The sequence below is a fragment of the Fulvivirga lutea genome, assembly GCF_017068455.1.
GTDB classification, from domain to species: domain Bacteria; phylum Bacteroidota; class Bacteroidia; order Cytophagales; family Cyclobacteriaceae; genus Fulvivirga; species Fulvivirga lutea.
The window spans coordinates 3590686-3614340 of the sequence record NZ_CP070608.1; the positions used below are offsets into that span (position 1 = coordinate 3590686).

General features: G+C 38.3%; 22 protein-coding genes. 10 read left to right on the forward strand and 12 right to left on the reverse strand.

Annotation, left to right across the window (positions count from 1 at the left end):
• Positions 1-729 carry a sulfite exporter TauE/SafE family protein gene (locus tag JR347_RS15935; RefSeq protein ID WP_205721576.1) on the forward strand — a complete coding sequence of 243 codons (729 nt, stop codon included), beginning with the start codon at positions 1-3 and terminating at the stop codon, positions 727-729.
• Here JR347_RS15935 and JR347_RS15940 read toward each other — a convergent pair.
• On the reverse strand, positions 716-1063 hold the full coding sequence (locus JR347_RS15940; protein WP_205721577.1) for a winged helix-turn-helix transcriptional regulator: 348 nt from the start codon (positions 1061-1063) through the stop codon (positions 716-718). The two genes, JR347_RS15935 and JR347_RS15940, sit on opposite strands and share 14 nt — an antisense overlap.
• Positions 1064-1211: 148 nt before the next feature.
• Between JR347_RS15940 and JR347_RS15945 the strand changes: the two genes are divergently transcribed.
• Genes JR347_RS15945 through JR347_RS15960 form a run of 4 tightly spaced genes read left to right on the forward strand, consistent with a single transcriptional unit; the run spans position 1212 to position 3811 of the window.
• The gene (locus tag JR347_RS15945; RefSeq protein ID WP_205721578.1) at positions 1212-1922 is read left to right on the forward strand and encodes a type 1 glutamine amidotransferase domain-containing protein; all 711 of its coding nucleotides are present in this window, start codon (positions 1212-1214) and stop codon (positions 1920-1922) included.
• Positions 1923-1924: 2 nt separating this feature from the next.
• Complete coding sequence (locus JR347_RS15950; RefSeq protein WP_205721579.1) at positions 1925-2542, forward strand: NADPH-dependent F420 reductase; 618 nt, start codon at positions 1925-1927, stop codon at positions 2540-2542.
• A gap of 54 nt (positions 2543-2596) precedes the next feature.
• Entirely contained in the window at positions 2597-3343 is a 747-nt protein-coding gene (gene ppgK, locus JR347_RS15955) for a polyphosphate--glucose phosphotransferase (protein WP_205721580.1), read from the forward strand.
• A complete protein-coding gene (locus JR347_RS15960; protein WP_205721581.1) occupies positions 3344-3811 on the forward strand; it encodes a hypothetical protein in 468 nt (155 codons plus the stop codon).
• Here the strand turns inward: JR347_RS15960 and JR347_RS15965 are convergent.
• Together JR347_RS15965 and JR347_RS15970 are read right to left on the reverse strand one after the other, a co-directional pair.
• On the reverse strand, positions 3808-4299 hold the full coding sequence (locus JR347_RS15965) for a tetratricopeptide repeat protein (RefSeq protein WP_205721582.1): 492 nt from the start codon (positions 4297-4299) through the stop codon (positions 3808-3810). The two genes, JR347_RS15960 and JR347_RS15965, sit on opposite strands and share 4 nt — an antisense overlap.
• Complete coding sequence (locus JR347_RS15970; RefSeq protein ID WP_205721583.1) at positions 4299-4664, reverse strand: cupin domain-containing protein; 366 nt, start codon at positions 4662-4664, stop codon at positions 4299-4301. The genes JR347_RS15965 and JR347_RS15970 overlap by 1 nt, the downstream gene beginning before the upstream one ends.
• A gap of 53 nt (positions 4665-4717) precedes the next feature.
• Here JR347_RS15970 and JR347_RS15975 point away from each other — a divergent pair, with 53 nt between their 5' ends.
• From JR347_RS15975 to JR347_RS15985, 3 genes are all read left to right on the forward strand, one after another.
• Positions 4718-5551 (forward strand): LytR/AlgR family response regulator transcription factor, encoded by an 834-nt coding sequence (locus tag JR347_RS15975; RefSeq protein WP_205721584.1) that lies wholly within the window; start codon positions 4718-4720, stop codon positions 5549-5551.
• A gap of 77 nt (positions 5552-5628) precedes the next feature.
• Positions 5629-6195: a hypothetical protein gene (locus JR347_RS15980; protein WP_205721585.1), complete on the forward strand. Its 567-nt coding sequence runs from the start codon at positions 5629-5631 to the stop codon at positions 6193-6195.
• Positions 6196-6225: 30 nt separating this feature from the next.
• Positions 6226-6456, forward strand: coding sequence for a hypothetical protein (locus JR347_RS15985; RefSeq protein WP_205721586.1), 231 nt, complete (start codon positions 6226-6228; stop codon positions 6454-6456).
• A 52-nt stretch (positions 6457-6508) separates the two neighbouring features.
• Here JR347_RS15985 and dnaN read toward each other — a convergent pair whose 3' ends face one another.
• The 5 genes from dnaN to gldA all read right to left on the reverse strand — a co-directional run bounded on the left by dnaN (position 6509) and on the right by gldA (position 11983).
• Positions 6509-7633 carry a DNA polymerase III subunit beta gene (dnaN, locus tag JR347_RS15990; RefSeq protein WP_205721587.1) on the reverse strand — a complete coding sequence of 375 codons (1125 nt, stop codon included), beginning with the start codon at positions 7631-7633 and terminating at the stop codon, positions 6509-6511.
• A gap of 99 nt (positions 7634-7732) precedes the next feature.
• The gene (locus JR347_RS15995; RefSeq protein ID WP_205721588.1) at positions 7733-8653 is read right to left on the reverse strand and encodes a hypothetical protein; all 921 of its coding nucleotides are present in this window, start codon (positions 8651-8653) and stop codon (positions 7733-7735) included.
• Positions 8653-10344 (reverse strand): gliding motility-associated ABC transporter substrate-binding protein GldG, encoded by a 1692-nt coding sequence (gene gldG, locus JR347_RS16000; RefSeq protein WP_205721589.1) that lies wholly within the window; start codon positions 10342-10344, stop codon positions 8653-8655. Before gldG ends, JR347_RS15995 begins: the two co-directional genes overlap by 1 nt.
• Positions 10338-11066 (reverse strand): gliding motility-associated ABC transporter permease subunit GldF, encoded by a 729-nt coding sequence (gene gldF, locus JR347_RS16005; protein ID WP_205721590.1) that lies wholly within the window; start codon positions 11064-11066, stop codon positions 10338-10340. The genes gldG and gldF overlap by 7 nt, the downstream gene beginning before the upstream one ends.
• Complete coding sequence (gldA, locus tag JR347_RS16010; protein ID WP_205721591.1) at positions 11063-11983, reverse strand: gliding motility-associated ABC transporter ATP-binding subunit GldA; 921 nt, start codon at positions 11981-11983, stop codon at positions 11063-11065. Before gldA ends, gldF begins: the two co-directional genes overlap by 4 nt.
• A 133-nt stretch (positions 11984-12116) precedes the next feature.
• Here gldA and JR347_RS16015 point away from each other — a divergent pair, with 133 nt between their 5' ends.
• Both JR347_RS16015 and JR347_RS16020 read left to right on the forward strand, forming a co-directional pair.
• Positions 12117-13532, forward strand: a complete 1416-nt coding sequence (locus tag JR347_RS16015) for a thioredoxin-like domain-containing protein (RefSeq protein WP_205721592.1) — start codon at positions 12117-12119, stop codon at positions 13530-13532.
• A gap of 63 nt (positions 13533-13595) precedes the next feature.
• Positions 13596-14057, forward strand: coding sequence for a hypothetical protein (locus tag JR347_RS16020; protein WP_205721593.1), 462 nt, complete (start codon positions 13596-13598; stop codon positions 14055-14057).
• An 8-nt stretch (positions 14058-14065) separates the two neighbouring features.
• Here the strand turns inward: JR347_RS16020 and JR347_RS16025 are convergent, their stop codons facing one another.
• The 4 genes from JR347_RS16025 to JR347_RS16040 all read right to left on the reverse strand — a co-directional run bounded on the left by JR347_RS16025 (position 14066) and on the right by JR347_RS16040 (position 23637).
• Positions 14066-14626, reverse strand: coding sequence for an outer membrane beta-barrel protein (locus JR347_RS16025; RefSeq protein WP_205721594.1), 561 nt, complete (start codon positions 14624-14626; stop codon positions 14066-14068).
• A 6-nt stretch (positions 14627-14632) separates the two neighbouring features.
• On the reverse strand, positions 14633-15424 hold the full coding sequence (locus tag JR347_RS16030) for a hypothetical protein (protein ID WP_205721595.1): 792 nt from the start codon (positions 15422-15424) through the stop codon (positions 14633-14635).
• Positions 15425-15770: 346 nt separating this feature from the next.
• The gene (pbpC, locus tag JR347_RS16035; RefSeq protein WP_205721596.1) at positions 15771-18080 is read right to left on the reverse strand and encodes a penicillin-binding protein 1C; all 2310 of its coding nucleotides are present in this window, start codon (positions 18078-18080) and stop codon (positions 15771-15773) included.
• A 7-nt stretch (positions 18081-18087) separates the two neighbouring features.
• A complete protein-coding gene (locus JR347_RS16040; RefSeq protein WP_205721597.1) occupies positions 18088-23637 on the reverse strand; it encodes an alpha-2-macroglobulin family protein in 5550 nt (1849 codons plus the stop codon).
• Positions 23638-23655: the final 18 nt, after the last annotated feature.

The window sequence follows — 23655 nt, forward strand, 5'->3', positions numbered from 1 at the left end:
ATGAATATAAGTTACATCTTTTTGGCCTTAGCTTTATTAGCTGAAATTATCGGAACTGTTGGTGGTTTTGGTTCATCGGTGTTTTTTGTGCCTATCGGTAATTTCTACTTCGACTTTTATTCGGTACTTGGCTTAACGGCAGTTTTTCATTTATCCAGCAATCTCAGTAAAATTCTACTTTTTAGAAAAGGATTAAACAAACAACTTATAGTTCGAATTGGCATTCCTTCAGTGATCATGGTAATTGTTGGTGGCTATCTTTCCAGTTTATTTGAGGGTTATATTCTAGAAATAATTTTAGGCTGCTTTCTAATCTCATTGAGTAGTCTATTTCTAATAAAAAAAGATTTTAGCATTGCCCCTAATATTAAAGAATCGATTATTGGAGGTTCGTTATCTGGATTTTCATCAGGGATTTTAGGTACCGGAGGTGCTATAAGAGGATTAACTATGGCCGCTTTCAATCTTGAAAAAAGCATTTTTATTGCCACCTCAGCATTTATTGATTTTATGGTTGATTTATCAAGAACTGTAGTTTACTATCAAAATGGATATATTCACGATCATGACTTCATTTACATACCATTCTTATTTGCTATCGGAATTGGAGGCACCTATATAGGTAAGAAAATTCTTAATTATATCCCTCAGGAGCAGTTTAAAAGAATCTCACTGATTTTGATTTTATTAATTGGTTTAGTGACAATAGGAAAAGTTATTCTACAGTAATACCTGCTTCTTTCATTAGTCCTTGTCCGTATATTCTAATTGCGTCAATTATAGGTATTGCTCTTAAGCCTTTTTCGGTAATGGTATATTCAACTTTAGGTGGAACAACAGGATAAACTTTTCTATTGATAAAACCATTTTTTTCCAGCTCCCTCAGTTGGGTTGTTAGCATTTTATCCGTGATTTTCGGCATGGTCTTTTTGAACTCACTAAAACGCAATACTTTATCTTTCAGTCGCCAAAGAATTGGCATTTTCCATGTACCGCCAATTTGATCCATGGCAAATTCAACAGGATTGTAATAAACTTTATGGTTATATATAAACTCGGGCATAGTTAATTAAACGTTTTCACTGCAATTAAACACTAATTAATAATAATTAGTCCATTTCTTTCTTAAAAGTAAGTACCCCACTTCATGGTAAGTATATTGTTTTAGGAGCGTAAATATTCGAAGTTTGAATCAATAAATCAAATAAGTTATGTCAAAGAAAATATTAATTATTGCAGCTAATCCGGCTATTTCCAGCACTACAGGGTGGCCAGTAGGTTTTTGGGCTTCAGAGGTCACACACCCATATCATGTATTCACTAATAAAGGATATGAGGTAGATATAGCCAGTCCTCAAGGAGGTAATTTAGAAATGGATGCGATGAGCGATCCTTTTGATCCGAGTAAATATTCTGATTGGGACGAACTAAGCAAACAGGTGCTGAATGATGAGTCATTCAAAAAATTATTAAAAAACACACCTGCAATTTCTCAGGTGAATGCAGATGATTATGACGCCATTGTTGTAGCTGGTGGTCAGGCACCCATGTTCAATTTTGAGGGTGAGAAAGACTTGCATCAATTCTTTGCAAATTTTTATGAGTCTGGCAAAGTGACTTCGGCACTATGCCACGGTACTGCTATACTTCGATATGCTAAAGATTCAAAAGGCAATTTTATAGCAAAGGGCAAGAAGATAACAGGTTTTACTAATGGTGAGGAGGATGATGCTGATCAGGCAGCAGGCGTGAAAGTTATGCCCTGGAGAATTGAAGATGAGCTCAAAAAGTTAGGAGCCGATTTCAAAAAAGCAGACAACTGGAACTCACATGTAGTTGTTGACGGCAATTTGGTGACCGGACAGCAGAATATGTCTGGAGAAGAAGTAGCAAATACAATCGTAAATCTTTTAGAAAAGTAATTATGAATATCGCAATTATAGGAACAGGAAATGTGGGTGGCGCATTGGCCACAAAATGGGCGAAGGCTGGACACTCGATTTATTTGGGAGTGCAGGATGTCAAGAATTTTAAGGGTAAAGACCTCCTCTCCAACCCCCACACCACAGCTCATCTGGTTGCAGATGCGGTTAAGGAAAGTGATGTCATTTTAATTGCAACCCCGGCTACAGCTGCGACTGAAGTAGCAAAAGGACTTGGAGATACATCTGGCAAAGTCATTATTGACGCCATGAACATTATTATGGGTAACGGTCCAAAAGGTTATACAAATACTTCTGATGCCATCTTAGCAAATACTTCCACTAAAGACGTGGTTAAATGCTTTAATACTACCGGCTTTAATAATATGGAGGATACCAACTATGGCGATTCAAACGCAGATATGTTTGTTGCAGGCAACAGCGTACAGGGCAAAAAAGTGGCTGAACAACTTGCCTTAGATGCTGGATTTGCAGCATGTTATGATGTAGGTGGCAATGATAAATTTCAATTGATGGAGCAGTTTGCGTGGTTCTGGATTAACCTTGCGATGTTTCAGGGACAAGGAAGAGAGATAGCTTTTAAATTACTAAAACGATAGTAATTTAAATTTCATTATTGGCTGACAACCAGAATATCAATATCTTTAATTCTTATGAATATGTTAGGTATTGATGTTGGTGGCTCAGGTATCAAAGGTGCAGTGGTAGATACTATTGAAGGCAAACTCATTAGTGAAAGGTATCGTATTGAAACACCAAATCCAGCAACTCCTGAGGCTGTTTCTAAAGTCATCAAAGAAATAAAAGACCACTTCGATTGGACAGATGATATTGTATGCGCTTTCCCAACTGTAGTAATTGAAGGTAAAGCAGTATATGACGCTAACCTTGACAATTCATGGACAGGCAAAAATATAGAGGATATATTTAGCAACGCCTGTGACGATCAACATTTCGAGGTTATTAACGATGCAGATGCTGCTGGCATTGCAGAAATGCGATTTGGCGCAGGTAAGCATCACTCAGGACTAGTCATGGTATTGACATTTGGTACAGGGATTGGTAGTGGCGTCTTTTATGATGGTGTACTTATACCCAATTTTGAGCTTGGTCGCATTTTAGGTAAGAATGGTAAAGTTTATGAAAAATTTGCCGCTGATTCTGCGAGAAAAAGAGAAGAATTAGAATTTGATGTATGGGGTAAAAGGGTTAATCAATACTTAAAACATATAGAGCGCGTTTTCTCACCGGACTTTATCATTATTGGTGGTGGGGCAAGTAAGAAAATTCATAAATTCAGAGATCAGATTAAAATTAAAACCCGTTTTACAGCTTCTGAAAAATTAAATAATGCAGGTATTATTGGTGCTGCAGTTAATGCCGCTGAACATCATAGGTAAATGAAAGCAACCTATACAACAGACTACTTTTCCACAGAATTCAAAATAATCATTGGTATTACCATTTTGGTAGGTGGTTTTTTTATAGTTCATTTAGGCTATAATCCCATCTGGCATGTTTTTTTGGCCTTACTCCTGGGAGTTATTGCTTCTACAAAATATGAATTAAGTGTAGACTCAAATGCAAAAACAATAATTGATGCTACCAAGGTTCTTGGTTTATATCTAAAAAAGAGAGAGTTTAATTATAATCTCCTTAAAGCCATCAGCCTCGAAAAGGAGAATGAGCGATATACTGCAAATACACGCTCTAGATCAAGGCAAGTAGAATTTAATATGTATACAGCCTCCATTATCACAGACAAAGAAGAGGTTGAAATTTTTACTAGCAGTAATTACAAAAGCTTCTCTGAAAAACTTAAGCAGTTTGCAAATGAACTGAACCTCGATATTCAACGTAGCTTTTAAATATCACACTCCTGTTCAGGAAGAGGAGCGCCTAAATCTTCGGCTTTTTTCCAGTCTTTCATAGCCCCTTCTTTATCACCCAAAATACATTTTACACTACCTCTGTTCACATAAGCTACAGCATTTTCCGGCCGTAATTTTATCGATTTATCATAGGCTTCAATGGACTCTTCCAGTTTACCAATCATAAATAGCGAATAGCCTTTTTCAAAATATACTTCTGCATATGTTGGGTCAAGAGCTAATGCGATTTGATAATCTTTGAGTGCTTCGTTATTTAATTGCAACTGAGATTTACATACGCCCAGTAAATAGAATATTTCCGGGTTTCTTCCATCCACTTCTGCAGCCTGGTTTAAATATTTTATCGCCTCAGTGTAATCACCCAACTCATAATTTCTATGACCTATGGTTATTAATGAGTCACTTGACTGACCTGAAACAGCGGAGAATATAAATGAAAATAGGATGACTTTAATCCAACGCATTATATCCAGGGTTGATTATTAACTGTTCTTTCATGTTGTACATCTCCTGTATGTTTGGTGGCTGCTGGCTCAAATAAAAGAACCCACACTTCCTCACCATTTAAGGTATGAGGATTATGTTCTATACCTTTTGGTACAATAATTATTTCCCCCTCCTTTACTTCCTCTGTCCGATCTCTAAATTCCATCATTAGTGTTCCTTTAACTACTAAAAACAGTTCATCTTCATGTTCGTGGCTATGCCATACAAAATCATTTTTAAGCTTTGCGAGCTTTACTTGTTGCCCATTTAACTCACCAATTATTCTTGGCGACCAATTATCATTGAAAAGCCCGAACTTCTCTAAAATATTTATTTTCTTCATTTTCGATTAATTCTCCATATCCTTAAACGAGATTAAGCGTATAGGTTTTATAAATGTCTAAGTTATTAAATCGTAGATCATTACTCTATTTATTTGCTACACTTACGTTGCTCATAATATTTGATGCCTCACAACAAAAGTTTTATGTAGATACTTTCCAGCTGAGTAAGGATGCTATCCCATTTTCAGAATTCTTCTTAAATCATTTAACCAGATGGCTGATTTGGCTATTATTTGCTATTCCTGTATTGATTTTAAGTCATAAAATGTTTCAGTCTGAATATCCAGATCTCAAGCAGTTAAGCCATTTTAAATGGATTGGTTTAAGCCTTTCTTCAACATTATTTGCAATTCTTCCTATCACCATATTATCCATTTTTGGTGAGAAAAATGCGAGTATTTCATTTCTGCCTGAAAGATTTATATTCTTTATCTACCAAAAAGGCATTACGTTTCTACTTGCCTATTTAGCGGTAATTTTATTTGTTAAAATGGCTGCTCAATCCAAAATGATAGAAGCTCAATGGGTTGAATTAGAAAACTTAAAACATGGAAAAGGAGAGCGCAAAATATTGGTGAAGCATGGTGATTACACCAAACCATTGCCTTTTAAAGATATCTGTTGGATTCAGGCAGATGACTACTGCGTAAGAATTCATACCACAGACAAAAGCTACTACTTAAGAAAATCGATGAAGTTTCTGGAAAAACAACTTAAACCTCATGGGTTTGTCAGGGTTCACCGCGGAGCACTTTTAAACCTTGATTTTATTGATAGCCTCCATTTTGAAAGCTCAAAAGTAAAGCTGTCTAATGAGAAAGTAGTTAAAATTTCAAAATCAGGTGAGCAGGCATTAAAGCAAGTTTTGGATAAAGTTAGTCTATAGCTTACTGCACAATACACATCGTTAACTGCAAAAAATTGGTGAAAATGGCTTTTCTATGGTTTTTAGTCTAAAAAATCATGAAAAGAATTATTCTACTTATTACTCTGAGTTCCACTCTTAGCTACAGTCAAAATTTTGATTATGTTGTTAATGATAAAAACCCCTATGGTCTAATAAATCCTGCTGCTCCTAAACAAACTGCTGACTATGCCGAGTTAATTGGTAAAAGTGCCTGCAAATCGGTTTCAAGAATTGATCAAAACACCTGGGCTGATACTGTACAAATGACCTGGATATTTAAATATATTATGAATGGCATGGCCGTACAAGATGAAACATATAAAGATGATAATGTGCATTCAGGTAGCATTAGACAATACAATTATGATAGTACCCGGTGGTATGTGCACTATTATACAACTGGTAGAGCTGTACCAACGCTGCCGGCTTGGGAAGGAAACAGAGAAGGAAATCAAATCATTTTATACAGAGATCAAAAATCTCCTAATGGGTTTGAAGGTGACTATAGAATTACATTTAGCGATATTTCAGAAGATTCATTTAATTGGGTTGGTGAGTGGGTTAGCAAAAACAGGCTAATAGTTTATCCTACATGGAGAATATACTGTATTAAAGAAGAGTAACTTTTATGCAGTAGATTTTGTTTCTACAGTATGAAACCAATTAAATGGACAGTAATCGGGATATCAATCTACGTATTTTTTTATGCGATGATTCCATTGCTAAACATTGCGTATGCTTTAGGATTTCTACTTTTCTTAATTGGAAATGCCTTATTTCTGTATATGGTGTATGAGGTTCTGAAGAATGGAAAAGAATCCAACAAAAAGTTTGATGAAGGGTATTGGTATTCAGATGTTGACAAGAAATACTCAGACCAATAAAAAAGCCATCCGTATTAAGCAGATGGCTTCAATATTAGTATCACAAAGCTATTTACACATAGTTATTTAACATAACAGGCATAACAAGCATTAATATATCTTCATTATCATCTTTATCTGCAGGAGTAAGCAACCCTGCTTTATTAGGCTCAGAAAGCATTAACTCTACTTTCTTTGAATCAAGGTTCGTTAACATCTCAATTAAGAATTTGGCGTTAAATCCAATTTCAATATCGCCACCGTCATGCTCACACGACAACCTTTCATTGGCCTCATTGGCAAAATCTAAATCCTCAGCTGAAATTTGAAGCTCGCTGCCAGTAATTTTAAGTCTTACCTGGTGGGTAGTTTTATTTGCATAAATCGCAATCCTTTTCAAAGAACTCAAGAACTCAGATCTGTCGATCGTCATTTTATTGTCATTGTTTGCAGGAATTACGTTCTCATAATCAGGAAAACGCTCATCGATCAAACGGCAAATCATTTTAATATTTCCAAACTTGAAAAAAGCGTTTGAAACGTTAAACTCAACAGAAACATTGATGTTTTCTGAAGGCAAAGTGGTTTTTAATAAATTCAGTGCCTTTCTTGGGATGATGATTGCATTACCATTATCAGAGGCTACATCCACTCTTCTGTAACGGATTAGTCTATGACCGTCTGTAGATACGAATGTTGTATTTGTGTCCGTCAGGTTCATGTAAACCCCTGTCATAGCAGGTCTCAACTCATCATTGCTTGTTGCAAAAATGGTATTGTTAATAGCACTGGCCAAAACGTCTGTTGACATGTCTACAGAGAAGTCGTCAGACACCGTTGGCACCTTAGGGAAATCCGTAGCATTTTCTCCCGCCAGTTTGTAGCGACCGTTATCAGAACTTATTTCAATGCTGTACGAATCTTCATCAATAGTGAATGTTACAGGCTGTTCAGGCAAGTTCTTTAATGTTTCCATTAATATTCTTGCCGGTACAGCAATGTTTCCACTTTCCTTAGACTCTACCTCTAATTCAGTGATCATAGAAGTCTGTAAATCAGAAGCAGTAATAGTCAGGTGATTCTCGTTAATTTCAAACAAGAAATTCTCTAAAATAGGAACCACAGGGTTTGTGGTGATTACGCCATTAATACTTGATAATTGCTTTAGTAAAACTGACGAAGAAACGATGAACTTCATTCTATAGGTGTTAGTTGAATCTATTAAATTTTATGCACGGTAAAGTTAAAAATAAAATCATTTTTAGGAAATCAGCTTTACAATATTGAACCGCTCATTTTATTGCCTAAAATATGACTTTGGTTTGGTTACTCTTCTTACCAAATTGGGCTCCATCAGAGCGAAATCAGTAGAGTCTTTTCTAACCAAATATTGCTCATTACCATTTTGACGATATACCTCTAATGTATAGACGTTTTTGGCAATGTCAGTTACTGAAATTCGGGCACTAATTTCAGTAGTCAATGAGTCAACCACTTCATTTTCAAAAAGGTAGTCATTCACATACATCAGCGAAATATCGTCTATCAAATCTGTCAATTTTGTAGAGTCCGCCTTAGGCATTCCTTCAAGTGACAATGTGCGCTCATCAAAAGTAATGAATAAATTATTGCCTGAATTTTGAGGGTAAGACACTTGAACACTAGCTAAATTAGCCCAATTTAAATCAAAAACGAGCGGATTTCTCCAACCATTGACATCCAACAAAAATATTCCCGCTAAATAGCTTCTATACCCGGGAATCTCCACTAGGTAGTATGTTTCCAAATTTTCAGACATGTAGGTAACGCCTCGGCTTTCATCCCCTACCACATAAAATGACTTAACCACATTGGCATCTGAATAAAACTCTACTTTTGTGCCCTGTCCTTTCATTAATGAGTCTATTTTACTCCTTTCATTAGATGCCACCTCTCTGCGAACACTCACTTGCGATAAAACAGCAAAAAGCACATTAATGCGTTGTGGGTCTGCGTCATATGATGCGTTAACCACCCAGGCATTTCTGCTAAACTCAAGAGTAACGGTAGGGTTTGAGTTAAACACTACCTTATTAATATCTACTGTTTGATCATACGAGAAAAGATTTTTATTTACCGATATTCCACTTTTCGGTTGAACTAAAACATAAGTAATTACAGTCACTATAATTGCAGTGACCAGTAAAATGAGTAATCGTATGTTTTTCTTTTTTTGCATCAATCAGTTTTAAATCCGGTATACTTTCTTTTTCTCAGTATGTACCTGAGAAGTCCATAAACTATAACCAGAACTATTGGTAAAACGATGTTTAACAATTGCCAATAAAGCTTTTCTTCCTTAATCTTTACTTTATTCAACGGCCTGATTTTAACTTCTTTACCGCGTGCTGTTATTAAACCCTGATCATCTACAAGGTAATTGATGGCATTTAATATAAAATCTTCGTTGGCATAAGTAGTTTGAGTAAAAGGATCATAACCTAAAGGTTGCGGACTCCCTGTTTTTGGATTAATATCATTTCTTGCCAAATCACCATCACTCACTACTATTAATTTGGCATCTTTTGAACTCACTTCTACAAACTCTGATGTATTCACACCTTTCGGTTTAAACCGGTTTTTATATAATGAATTAAACTGTCCCTCCAACAGATACGCAACCGGTAATTGAGATTTACCGAACATTTCAGGCGTTACCTGTTTTCGTAGATCTTGCAAGGAAACATTTACTGGAGCAGTCATGGTTCTGGAATAATCAGAAGTGTAAATTAAAGGTGTTTTTTTAACTCCATCGGCTTTTACTGTATCTATCGTACTCACAAACTTACCTAGTACACCAAACAGGTTTTTAGTTATAACATGATCTCCAAATCGATTTAAAATGGGATAAAACCACCATTTCAATAATTTAATTTGAGGTTCATCACCTACGGCACTAACGTTTACCGGATAGCTGGCCGCACTGAAATCCTGAATCAAATCATTATTAATTCTAACACCGTATTTAAAAAGCTGATCATCTAAATTCAAGTCATAAGGAAATGAATAATTGGCCATATTCGAAGCACTATCCATGTTTGCCTGCAGTTTATCAAGCATCATAAACACTTTCCCACCAGACATTAAATATTGATCTAAATGATATTTTTCCGTTTCACTAAATTTTGTGGTAGGCTTTGCTATAAACAGAGCATCTGTATTTTCCACTTCATTTTGTAAGCTAACATCTCTTACAACATAACTTGCACGTAAAGAGACCAACAAACTGGACATTTCAAGTTCACTTAGTTCGTCATGCCCCTTAACAATGCCTACAGATTTTCTTTCAATACTTGCCAGATTATAAATAGTGGATGCCAAGGCATACTCAATTCCTTCAATAGATTGATTGATTTTTTCTTCTGCTGTAGCTGATCTGTTACCACCTAATAACATTACACCTTCCTCGGCCCCGCCATAGGAAATTACAGCACCAGGAAATATAAGTTTGCTTTGGCTGGCGCCATCATTCTCTTCAAAAACACGGGTGGGCTGAATTCCTCGAGCCATAATGTTTTGCATGAACTCATTCCGCGCTTTTTCATTTAAAGCCGATGAGGGATCAGTAAAAGTGAACTGAACTTTGTTGTCTGAATACACCTGGAACTCTTCCAGCGTTTCTCTTATTGAACGCTGAAAACGAGTAAAGCTTGAGTTAAGCTTACCTGCCAGAAAAACTTCCACATATACCTTGTCGTCCAGTCCGGAAAGCATTTCCTTAGTCGCTTCTTTAATGGTATATCTTTTCTCCTCGGTAAGGTCAATACGTTCAAAGAATTGGGAAGAAAGCACATTGACCCACACAATCAGCGTAAGACCGATGAGGAGCCTCAATATATCTTCGAGCCTTTTAGATTCTAAATTTACCATCTTCTACTCCCTAAAATAAATTTGGTTAGCATCAGCATAAATGTCAGAACACTCAAAAAGTATATCAGATTACGGGTATCTATCAGACCTTTACTCATAGCTCTATAGTGATAAAGAATGCCTAATTGTTCAATGAATAATGAAGATGACGACCAAACATTAATTGCTGCCAATGACTCAAAACCCGTGTAGATAAAGAAGCATAAGAATACAGCAATGATGAATGAAACAATCTGGTTGGTAGTAATCAATGAAGATAATATACCGATGGAAGTAAAAACAGCCCCGAGGGCAACCAAACCTATATATGATCCAATAACTCCAGCAGTATCAACATTACCTAAAGGGTTGCCTAATTGGTAAATTGTAAAATAGTAAATGAGCGTAGGTATTAAAGCAACCACCACCAAAATGAAGCCAGATAGGTATTTGCCTAAAATAATTTGCCAGTCGGTAAGTGGCTTGGTAAGAAGAAGCTCCATGGTGCCTGCCTTCTTTTCTTCTGCAAACATACGCATGGTAATGGCGGGTATTAAGAACATGAAAACATAGGGCCCGAGACTAAACAAAGTCTCCATATCGGCATAGCCATATTCCAAAACGGAAGTTTCAGGAAAGACCCACATTAATAAGCCAATACCTGTTAGAAAAACGGATATAACTATGTATCCTATTAAGGAATTCAGAAAGCCATTGATCTCTTTAGATAAAATCTGAATCATGATTTAGTATTGGTTAGCTCTCTAAATACATTCTCCATCGTTACCTCCTCTTGTTGAAGCCCGAGCAACTTCAAACCCTTCTCAGAGGCAAAATCAAACAACTGAGGCCTTACGTCATTAGTAGTAGTGGCCTTAATTCTATATTTTAAATCAGAAATGGGTTCTATCGAGATTACGCCATCAATTGCCTTCAACTCATCACTATTAGGTGCACTTGAAAACTCAAGCACCAAGGAAACCACCTCCACTTTTTCAGATTTCAACTGCTCTATTTTATCATCAGCTACAATTCTACCTCTATCAATAACCACCACTCTATCGCACAAAGCCTGAACTTCCTGCATTATATGCGAACTGAAGATTACTGTTTTATCAGCGCTAGTATTTTTAATCAAATTTCTAATTTCTATAATTTGATTAGGATCTAATCCGGTAGTTGGTTCATCTAAAACAAGTACTTCAGGATCATGAATCAGTGCCTGAGCCAATCCAACACGCTGTCGGTAGCCTTTAGATAAAGCGCCAATGAGCTTGTTCTGCTCACGAGTTAAGCCACACATTTCAACAACCTCATTTATTCTGCCTTTTAGGGTATTGCCACTAACCTTATGCACCTTCCCGATAAATTCTAAATATTCACGCACGTACATATCCAGATAGAGTGGATTATGTTCAGGCAAATAGCCTACCTTCTTCTTAACAGTGAGGGGATTCTGTTCTACATCGATACCGCACACTTCAACTGTACCGCTATCTGGTGGTAAATATCCGGTGGTTATTTTCATGGTGGTAGATTTACCCGCACCATTAGGCCCAAGGAACCCTACTATTTCTCCTTTGCCTGCGCTAAAAGAAATTTGGTCTAGTGCCTTTTGTTCTCCGAAATATTTAGTGAGTTGATTGACTCGTATCGACATAGCTCGTAATGAACGGCAAAACTATTATAATGGTCTTACTATGACAATCTTTTTTGGTGGAAAGGCGTTTTGCGGTTAATATTGAACCCAATTTCATCAAAACCAGTTTAATAAATCGATATACAGCATATAGATGAAAAACATTTTTTTAATTATCACCATAATCTGTTCTTTCAATGCGGTATTTGCTCAAAAATACAAGCTTGATTTTAAGGTTAAGGGATTAGCAGACACCACCGTGTATCTGGGTAACTATTTTGGTGAGAGCACTTATTTGAAAGATACTGCTCGAGTGAATAGCAAAGGTGAGTTTACTTTTGATGGCAATCGAGATCTGGAATCGGGTATGTATTTTCTCGTTTTGAATAAAACCAGATTATTTGATTTTCTTGTTGACAAGAACAAGCAATTCAAAATTAGCACCTCTACAGATGATTACGTCACCAACTTAAGCGTAGAAGGTGATATCAGCAATCAGCTGTTCATAGATGATATGAAGTTTAACGCTGAAAGAAATAAAGAAGCTTCGCCTTTTGTTAAAATAGTTCAGGATTCACTCTCTTCAGAACAAGAAACTCAATTAGCAAGAGCTGAATTAGATAAAATTAACGACAAGGTAGTAGCGCATCAGGATAAAATAATTGAAGAACACCCTGATTTATTAATCTCAAAAATATTTTTAGCGAATAGAAGAACTGACATTCCTGAAACTCCTGAAGGAGAAGACCCAACTGAGTTTGGTTATAAATATCTAAAGAAAAATTACTGGAATAACTTCGACCTTGGAGACCCTGCCATGTTAAGATTAGGACGCCCAGTTTATAAAGAAAAAGTTGAGAACTTTTTTAATCGCCTAATAATTCCACAACCTGATTCAATCCTTAAGCAGGTCGAGCTATTGGCAAAAGAGGCGAAAGCCACTCAAGATACTTACAAATATTTTATATGGACGGTTACGCTACTTTATCAGAACCCTACAATTATGGGTCTTGACAAAGTATTTGTTGAACTGATAGACAAGTACTTTGAGTCTGGAGAAATGGACTTTTGGGCAAATGCACAGCTGAAAAAGAACTTAAAAGAAAGGGCTGATCAATTAAGACTAAGCTTGATAGGTAACAAAGCGGCCAATATGGTGATGATGGATAAGAATAAACAAATGAAATCGCTCTACGCTATTCCAAATAAATATACTGTAATCTACTTCTTCGACCCCGATTGTGGGCATTGTAAAAAAGAAACTCCTGTTTTGGCAGACTTCTATAATACCACTAAATATGATGTAGAAATTTTTGCTGTAAGTGCCGATACTTCGATGGTTAAAATGGAAAACTACATCAACAAAATGGGGATGAAATGGATAACGGTAAACGGTCCGCGAACTGCTACCGGCTCCTATCACAACTCTTACGATGCCAACACAACTCCAACCATCTATGTACTTGACGATAAGAAAAAGATCATAGCAAAGAAGATTCCAGCAGCTCGGTTGGAGGATTTCCTTACTCAGTATGAGAAATTCCATGTTGAGTCCGAAAATGAACAGTAATTTGCAACCATTGGTTACCTTTGACGTAAAAATAACAGGTCACAAACTCAAACACAGAACAACATGTCATTTATCTCATCATTATTCGGTAAAAAAAAGAAACAATTTAAAGCCAGCTGCGATATCAGCAAAGAACCTGTAGAAAAAGGGTTTGGGTATCTTCTAACAACAGCGCAAGTCGTATCATCAAAAAAATTCTGGGACAATGTAATGACTGAACCAGAAACAATGTCATACACAGTATCTCACTTTAAAAGCAACGATGAAATGGCTACCAAAATGCGCCAGATGATCTTTGAGAAGCATAGCACAGTAGAAAAACCTTGGATGGTTTCTGATTCTTACATCCATCTTTTTGATGTAGATAAGAGTGAATCAAGAAAAAATGCCCAGCAATGGTGGGAAAATGAAGGCGAGTTTACCCCAGAGCAAACAGGTAAAGCGGAAGATACTTTGAAAGAATCTGATTATAAGTCAATTCAGCATTATGCGGTGATGGAAGCCGGCAAAGAGCGAGTGGCTTAATTCCTTTCTTATAATTTATATCTGATTGTAAAGTTGATGCTGTTATTATAAGCATCCTGAAAGTCTAAGACTGTGATTGTTGAAAATTGCAGTCTAATAGAAGCTAGAAGTTTATAACTCAATTGATATTGTGGACCAAGAGCAAAGAACAGGTCGTTTTCAAAAACTGATCTTTCTGCATTGAGGTCTGATACAACATCAATGAAAAATCCATAACCCAGGCCTCCAATAACGCTCCATTTTTCATCTATATGATAGACTGGCAGTATTGAAATATCTATATAATCTACTCTTAGTTTGGTAAAATCATCGGCTTCCAGTTCTTCATCCGTGGCTCGGCTACCTCTTTGGTAATACACAATCTCCTGCTGAAAAGACCATTTTTCATCAAGCTTGAAGTTAGTAGCGCCACCAAAAATTAGCCCCGCCTTATTGTAACCTGAAAGCTCATCGCCCTCAATTTGTGAAACGTTAAAACCTGCAATGATATAGGCTCTGAAGTTTTGCGCCTGAATGGATGTAAAGTAAAAAGCTGAAAGTAAAAAGATGAGTAAAAGTTTCTTCTTCATAGAATTTTAAAAGTCTTCATCACCATCGGTAGGGTCCTCCTCCTCAACAGGTTCTGGAGTACTTTCTTCATCGGTCTCATTGCTATCTTTATCCTTATTTTTTTTGCCAAATAATGAGAATTTCTTCTTTTTCTTACCATCCTCTTCTTCTAGCTCTGTAGCAGATGTTTCTTCATTTAAATCATTCTTATCTTTCTTCTTGCCGCCAAAAAGTCTTTTAAAGAAGCCTTGCTTTTCTTCTTTGGCAGTTTGACCTGACGCCTCCATCTCAGATTCCATCTGAAGTTTAACATCTGGATATACCAAGAACTTTCTTAAATACCATAAATAAAGCTCCTGATCAATGTTAAATTTCTCTTTCTTTAAACTAATAACATATACAGAGTCTTGCGATGCGGCAATCTCGTTAGAGGTGCCTTCCTCGGGCATTTCTTTAAGCAAATCTTCTTCATTGTATAAATCACCCTCCTTCACATCCCTTTCGGCCAGCATTAATTCTGAAGATAAATCGTCATCAAACTCGACTGAATCAGGTTTTTGAGGGTAGACATCTGTCATGGCCACAGTTTGCAGGCTCCTCAATTTCTTGCGGTAAGTAACAGGGTCTATGAGTAAGTGCTTGTCCTTGCTGGCCTCTAAAATTTTGGGAAGTGAGTCTTCACCAAAATAGCTGAATTTCTTCTCCAGAGTGGCTTTATCATGAATGAAAGCACTTTGATATGCAGGACAGATCATCCTCTCGGTACTGCACGAGGCAGCCACTAAGAAGATAATAATACCAACTATATATTGCTTCATTCTGATCATCCTGTGATTCAGTCGAAAATTTTACACCTCTACAACGTAAAAATGTACAATTTTCGCATGTTTTTGGTCAAACTTTAAAATTAACTCCAAAAAATCAATACTTAAAGGAATTTCTAAATAAATGAAAGTAACTGAGAATGAATAAGTTCTAAACATAAGCCTTGGTTTGTCGGCACTCTATTTCTGATAGTCATCCCGAGTAAGCGAGGGATCTTTCTAAATGAGATTCGTAATCATAATTCATTTGTTGTACTTTCTTAGTAAGATGCCTCCTTTGTCGGCATGACCTGCTTTTAAGAGTTTTCCAGGCCTCCTCTGTCGGCATGACGTTCTTTTTTTAATTATCAACCACACTAAACTTCCTAGATAATGATTCGCCTGTATTCGAGACAATTGTCAATGTATAATCGCCTTGCGCGAGCAATACTTCCATTTGATGTTCGGAGTCTGTGGAACCGAGAAACTCTTCATTCAAATGCCAGAAAATAGTCGCATTTTCCGCATTGGTGGCTGCATCCATGACGATGCGCTGCTTTTCACCGCTAAGGTCTCTGGGTATAAATAACTTGGCATTCGGATGTGGATAAACGATATCTATCAGATTTCGATCAGCCAGACAGCCATCCAGATAAGGTGGCAGTTCCTTGTAAAAAGGGTTTTTACGCTTATAAAACCTTTCCATGATGGAGGGTAATACAAACCAACTTTGTTGCTCGGCATCTGTAACCCGATAACAGTCAGCATTCACTCTATAGGTTTTCGTTTCATCTAGGTTTACCATAGTATGATACGGACAAGTGCCGCTATTTTCGGCCTGCATTGTTGTATATTGAGTTACCAAATCTTTGCAATATTGCGAGGGCAGATAGCCAGATTGCTTGCAAACAGTCATTTTAAGAATATCGGTCTCTGGTTGATTAAACCAGCTGCGGCTTGGTAATAATTTATGCACTTTGAACATCAATGGTGCGGCTGTTGAAGCACCCGTCATGCCAGGTCTGCCTTCGCCATCAGCATTACCTACCCAAACTCCTACAATATACTCTGGAGTAACACCAACTGCCCACGCATCACGATGGCCAAAGCTGGTACCTGTTTTCCAAGCAATGGTCTTGTTCGATTCAAACTGTTTCCAGTTCTCACCTTCTACCGGTCTCTCCATGTCTTTCAGCGCTTCTAGAGTAAGCCATGAGGCCGTTGAGTTAAACTTACTTTTTTTAAGATTGATGGTGTTTTGATCAAAATGAATTTCTGTCAAATCATTTGGCTGATTAATAGGATACATAGCGCTCAAAGCCAGTTTTCTGTACGAAGCAACCAAATCTTTCAGTGTGATTTCTGCCCCACCTAAGATCAAGGATAAACCATAATCCCATGCACTTCTGTCAATAGTTTGCAGGCCGATTTCCTGCAGGTCTTGATGAAATATTTCTACTCCATAGTTCTGAAGCATCCGTACTGCAGGAACATTCAGAGATCTGGCCAGTGCCTGATCCGCTGCAACTGCTCCATCATACTTCTCATCGAAGTTTTGGGGTGAATACCCTGAAAAGTAAGTTGGAACATCTGGGAGAAGCATTTTGGGCATCAGTTGACCAGAAGCCAGCATGCGCTCATATAAAAATGGCTTTAGAGTACTTCCTGAACTTCTCCTTGATTTGATAATATCAACTGCATTTTCGTGGGCATTTTTTGGGTCGTGTGTATTTCCTACATAGGAAATAATATTTCCTGTTTTGGTCTCAACTACTAACACTGCTGCATTGTAGATATGATTACTTCGCAGCTCATTGGCATGCCGCTGCACGATACGGTTAACCTTTTGCTGTGTAACTTGTGAAAGCGTAGTTTTAAAATAGCGCGTTTGCCCTTTCGGGTACTTTATTTTATAATGTGTAAGTAAATGTGGCGCTTCGTTGGGTAGAGCTTTAGGCTTACCCGGTAACGGTTCAGTTTGAGCCAATTCTGCATCTAGTTGATCCAAAATTCCTTTTTCAACCAATTTGTCAAGTAAACGGTTTCGCTTGTTTCGTAATGTTTGTTGATTTCTGCCGGGGTAAATAAGCCCCGGAGCATTCGGCAAAACTGCAAGTGTGGCAGCCTCACCCCATGATAGTAAATGTGCCGGCCTGCCATAATACCTCCATGATGCTGCCTCTAAACCAACAACATTGCCACCAAATGGCGCATGAGCTGAATACAATCCTAAAATTTCCTTCTTACTGTAGCCCAACTCCAGACGAATAGCAAGAATCATTTCATAGATTTTTTCGGAATATGTTCTGGGGGGACTATTTCTCGACAATCTGATTACCTGCATGGAAAGCGTGCTTCCACCTCTGACCACTTCGCCAGATTCAATATTCTGGATAAGTGCTTTCCCTATTGAAACCGGGTTAATACCTAAATGCCAATAGAAATATTCATCTTCAAAATGAAGTAATGCTTTCTCAAATTTATTAGGAATTGAATCGCTTAAAGGCAACCTCCACTGCCCGTCTTGAGCGGTTGAAGCACCTAATAGTTTATGATTAGCATCTACAACAGCAATGCTGTAAGGTACATCAAACAGCGGCTTAGGCAGACAAAAGTAGAACCAGATGACCAATGCACCCAGTAAGACCCAGCCAGCATATTTGATGTACATTTTCAATCTATTCAGCTTTAACTACTTCAACCCATTTGCCTGCTTTGTATGCGCTGATATTATCATCATACATCGCACCGCAATGCGTAGCTGCTAAGTAATAACTACCCGTATAAGCCGCGTTGAGAATGATCCGGAATGTTTTTGAATCGCCTTTCACTATATCAAAATAAGTCATTACACGGTCATCACGGATGTCCTGATATTCAGGTACATCTCCCGTATTAATGGCAGTGTTCAAATCCATTCTCAAGTTTCTGATCTCCCATCCCGAAGGGAAAATCTGAGTCAGCGCCATTTCATCGTATCTAGCTCGTAAGCCCGGATGACTCACCGTAACTTCTGCTATGAAATCCGTACCTTGTTCTAATCGGGTCACATCAATAGGGGCACCATTCATATTGGTGTATTTTACCGTCATGTTCAGGTTATTTTCCTGATCGATGAGATCACTTTCTAACGGGGTACCACTATTTGAAAGTCGCACAAATAACATCCCATTACCATTATTGGTCACTGAAACCTTATTATTTGAGAACTCTAACTCCTTGCTTGATATGGCATTAGACGTTTTTTCGGTCTGTTTACCACCACCGTTGATCGTGTAGCTGAAATTCATTTCTTTGTTATCTGCATCAGTACCAAGGAGTTTGGAAATTGCAATCAATGTATAAGAAACAGTTTGAGTACTATACCACTGCCTTTTACCAAATTGATCTACAATTTCATCCAACACAGATTTCGCATTCGTAAAATCTTTGAGGAGAACCAGCGTTTCCAGAATCATCGCCTGATCTCGCAGACTGCTTCCATAAGTGTAACCTAGTTCATTGTATTTTTCAACATACGTGGATGTATTGGATACAATCTCTTTAGCTACACGTTCCTTGCCCGCCAGTACATAAGCTGCTGCCAGTCTCCATTTGGCTGCAGTGCTCAAATTCGGAACTTCTTTCATTCTATTCATGGCTCCTAGTGCCGGACTACCAGCTAAAGCCAGTGTGTAAAGTCTGTAAGCCTGCATCAAATAGCTGTACTGACTCTGCGTACGCATCCAGTTATTAGCCAATCCAGTCTGGAATTTGATCCATGATTTTTTAAAGTTATAAGGCAGAGAATATCCAGCAGCCTCCGCTTCGAGCAAGAAATGGCCAGCATAAGAAGTTCCCCATTCAGAATAATCCAGATTACCCGGCCAGTAGGCAAAACTACCATCTGACAATTGGAAATTTTTCAGACGATTGATACCTGCCCGGATGTTATCTTCCGTTTCCTGCTTTTGCTTCTCGGTTAAATCCATAAGTTTAGCCAGATGCAACTGTGGAAATACAGATGAAGTAGTCTGCTCGATGCAACCATGTGGATACCTGATCAGATACTCAATGCGTTCACCCAGATTAATGGACGGTATTTTTGAAAATTCAAGTGTAGCCTCATTGGTTCCTAAAACACCTAATGCCTCATAAGTGGTGCTCCATGATTTGCCTGGCTCCAGAGCTGCATCCTGAACAACAGTTACTGGTGGGTTAGCAATGCGTACATCAAGCTCAGTTTCATGGCTTGCACGCTCTCCTGATGAGGAAACTACAACCTCCACCTTACCTATGCCAATCGCTTCTTTGGCTTTCAGCTTAAAGTAAACTGTTTGCTCACCTTCTTCACTAAAACGGGTAGTTTGCTTATCGCTACCAACAATTTCGAATAGCTCATTGGCCTGAATTTCTGCTCTCACATTTTTAATTTTCTTATCCATGGCAAAAATGGTGACTGGCACATCGATGGTTTCGTTCGGCCCTACTACTCTTGGTAAGGTGCTCAATACCATCAGCGGCTTTTTAACCGGAATGGTTTTTTGTGCATTGCCATAGGCAAACTCAGAACCTGCAACAACCATCGCTCGCACAGACCCGATATAATTAGGCATTTCGAGGGTGTGCTTTTTCTTTTGTCCTGACTTCAAATAAAATGGCCCCAGATAACTAACTACAGGCTTAAATCGATTGGCCTTTTTACCATCGCCTCCAGCATTTAGTTCTTCATCACCACCGATAGCTAATAAACCAGCTAGTTCACCAGCATAAGCACCCATCACATACTTATACATGTCCCAAGTTTTGATTCCAAGAGCTTCTTTGCTATAAAAATGATCCCAAGGGTTAGGTGTTTTGAAACGTGTTAAATCTAGCAGACCGTCATCAACCACTGCGATAGTATAGGCCATTTCTTTACCCTCCTTTTCGCTCACTTCGATGGTGTATTTAGACTCAGGCTCAAGCACATCAGGCATATTAATTACTGGCATCAGGTGCGTTGCCGGGTCTTCTACCCCAATTGATTGAATGCCATACAAACGTATGGGTCTGTCATTGGATTTTAAGTTATGGGGCTGCACATACGATACATGAACGAAGACATTAGGTGCCATTTTATCGGTCACTTCGAAGGTATATTTCGACTCTTTACCCGTGGATTCCACCCAGAAAGCATCTACCACTTCTGAGCCTGTTTCCAGACTAATAAGCGCTCGACCTTGCTCTCCGGCAGGTAATGTTATTTCTACTTGCTCACCAACATTGTAGGTTTCTTTATTGGTTCTAAAAGTTAACATCTCGGCACCGCCCGGTCCTGCACTACCTGCTGACCAATAGCCTCTATAAGAGGTGTAAAAAATCTGACCTGTACTATGCCCTGAGACAGGATCTGTCACTTTAATAAGCTTCCGTCCCCAAGTGTTGTTCTTGAAGTTCAACTCATACATGGCCTTACCATCTGCACCAGTACTTATTTCATCTGAAATGAGCCTGTTTCGGGAATTACTGCGGATATAACTCGCCAAATCTTCTGACTCATTGCGCTGCCACCACCAGCGCCAACCAATTTCATATACCTCCACCTTCAATCCTGATCGGGAAACCGGATTACCAGTTTCATCTAGGGTAACAATCGGAATAAGATTAGCTTCATTGGAATAAAGGGCACTTCTCCAACCTTGTCCTTCAGGAACTTTTACCCCTACGTAAGAAGTATATGGTGAAAAAGGCATACTGAATCTATCCACACTAAAATCACCTCCCTGCTCATAAGCTCTTATTTTGAAGTTGGCTTGCAAAATGCCCGGTGTATTTGAGTTTACATTAATGTTTGTAGGAACACTAGCAACTCCCTGTTCATTTACCTTACCATCAAAAATGAATTGCGTTTCTGCATCAAAGTCTTTAGATGGATCGTGGAAAACATAGTTGTTGAATTTTTTGAAAGGATGCTGACCTTTGTCCAAGGTTACCTCTATATCGGCCTTCAGGTTCTTAGCAATTGCTCCATGCAACCACTTGAGTTCCAAATTACCTGAGGTTGATTTTTTATTTCTTAAGATTTCATCCTCGTATTTCAGGTTTATTTTAAGTCTATTAGGTTTAACAGTTTCAATTCTCAGAGTTTTGGTGAAAGAAGCCCCTCCTACTTTCACTTTGGCAAGCCAATTACCAGTAGGTGCATCTTGCTCTGTAACAGTTCTGAAATCATAGATTCCTTTTACCGCCTTCGTTTTTACCTTTCTTTTATATAGCTGATTTTCAGGAGTATACAGTTCCATCACAATCGGATGACCATTTGGAATCACGTTAAGTGCATCTTCTAACATAAACGCCACATATAATGAATCACCCGGGCGCCATACCCCACGATCACCATAGATAAAACCTTTAAGTCCTTTCCTTACTTCGCTACCGGAAACGTCAAACATGCTTTGCGATAAGGCAGAACCATCGTCCATTTTGAGATAACCAACCTGAAGACCTTTTCTGGCAGCCAACATGAATGGCTTACCTTCGGCATTAATTTTTGCTAATCCGTTGGCGTCTGTTGTGCCACTGCCGATTATCTGACCTTGCAGGTTGAGCAGCTCTACAGAGACACCCTCCATCGTTAGGGCCGTTCTGATATCCGAAACGGCCACAACTACCTGTGAGCCCTCTCCTTTTTTAGCAATAATGCCTAGATCAGAGGCAAATACGTTTCGGGTAACCACATGCTGATTGCGCATGTAATACGAAGGGTGACAAGGATTATCACGCTCATTATAATCATAGCCATCATTATAATAGTAGTAGTCATCGTAGTAATAATCATCGTAATAGTAATACCCATCAACCTGATCGTAGGCATCCATCTCAGGATCATCTAACAGAAAATCTACTTCTCCTTCTTCCACAGAATTACCTGCACATGGGTATAATGACTGATTAATATCGAAACTCAATGAGACTCTATAAATGGCCCCGGGTTCAACATTAATGATCTTGGATAGATCGAGACCAAACGTATTCCAAGTTCCGAAATCGACTGAACCAAGAGATTGTAAATCAACCGACTCTTTATAAACCAAGCGACCCACACGCTTTAATTCACGGGTACCATCAAACTGGTTTACCTGAAAGAATTGGGTGATATTGTCTTCAAAAATTTTGATGATTTTGACATTCAAACCGCTCAAATTAACCGCCTTGAAGGGCAGTACTAAACCATCTGTGCTGGGGAGAATGATGCCATCGCCCAGTAATTTGACATCTGGCTTAATGTTCGAAAATTTTACTTTTTTTGTAAACTCTGCTTTAAGCTGATAGCCCATGGAGTTTTTAACTCCGCGATTTACGATGATATCAGTTTCTGCAGTAAGCCTGTTAACCGGATAAACCTTTACGGTATTATTATCTACTGAAAAGCGCACTTTATCACCTGATTTGAGATAAATGAGGCCATTTAGTTCCTGCTTGCTATCCAGAGGATCGGAGAAATAAAGGGTGATAAATTGATCTGGTTGTTGAGTTAAACGCATCTCCATCACGCTGAAATCTCCCAATGGTGGCACTTCTACCACACGTTCTCCTTTCGAGTCGGAATCCATTGGTTTGCCGTCCCATACAAGAACCACCTGATTCACAGTCTTGCCTCTTGAGACACTATCAATTCTAAAATTATGCGTGCGACCATCTACGGAGTGATCCCATTTGAGCTTTACTTTTTTGCCAGCCTGTGTAGCAGATAGTGATTGCTCTACCTGCTCTTCCAATGCAAAATCGGAAGTAATGAGATTGCCATTGAGTCTTTGCCAGCTTAAATCTTTTTTATTGTAGGCTTCTAATCCTTCGAAATTGATACTAATACGTTGTTCAATTGTCTGAAATTGAAAAACCAGAACCTTAAGTTTTTCTGGTACTTCAATGACATCTCCAAGTTCAAAGCGCACTTCAAATAGTTTATTAGAAGGAAGTGTTTTTTCAGGAGTGAATTCAATAGTATTTTCTGACACCCAATGTGCTTTACCTTTTATTTCCGGCACTATTTCAAAGAGATCGGAATCTACCTCCTCACCAACAATTGCAGCTGAGACATTCTCACGAAAACGAATTTGTATCGTGCTCTGATTGGAAACAGTTCCTGAGGTAAAAGCTGAGATATAGCCTGTAAAAGCGGGGTCAATTTGAACACCTTCTGTAGGTGAATCTTTACCGCATGAGGCCAGAAAAAGTAAAATTGGGAGTAGCAAATAGTAACGCATAGTAGTAGTTTGGTTGAA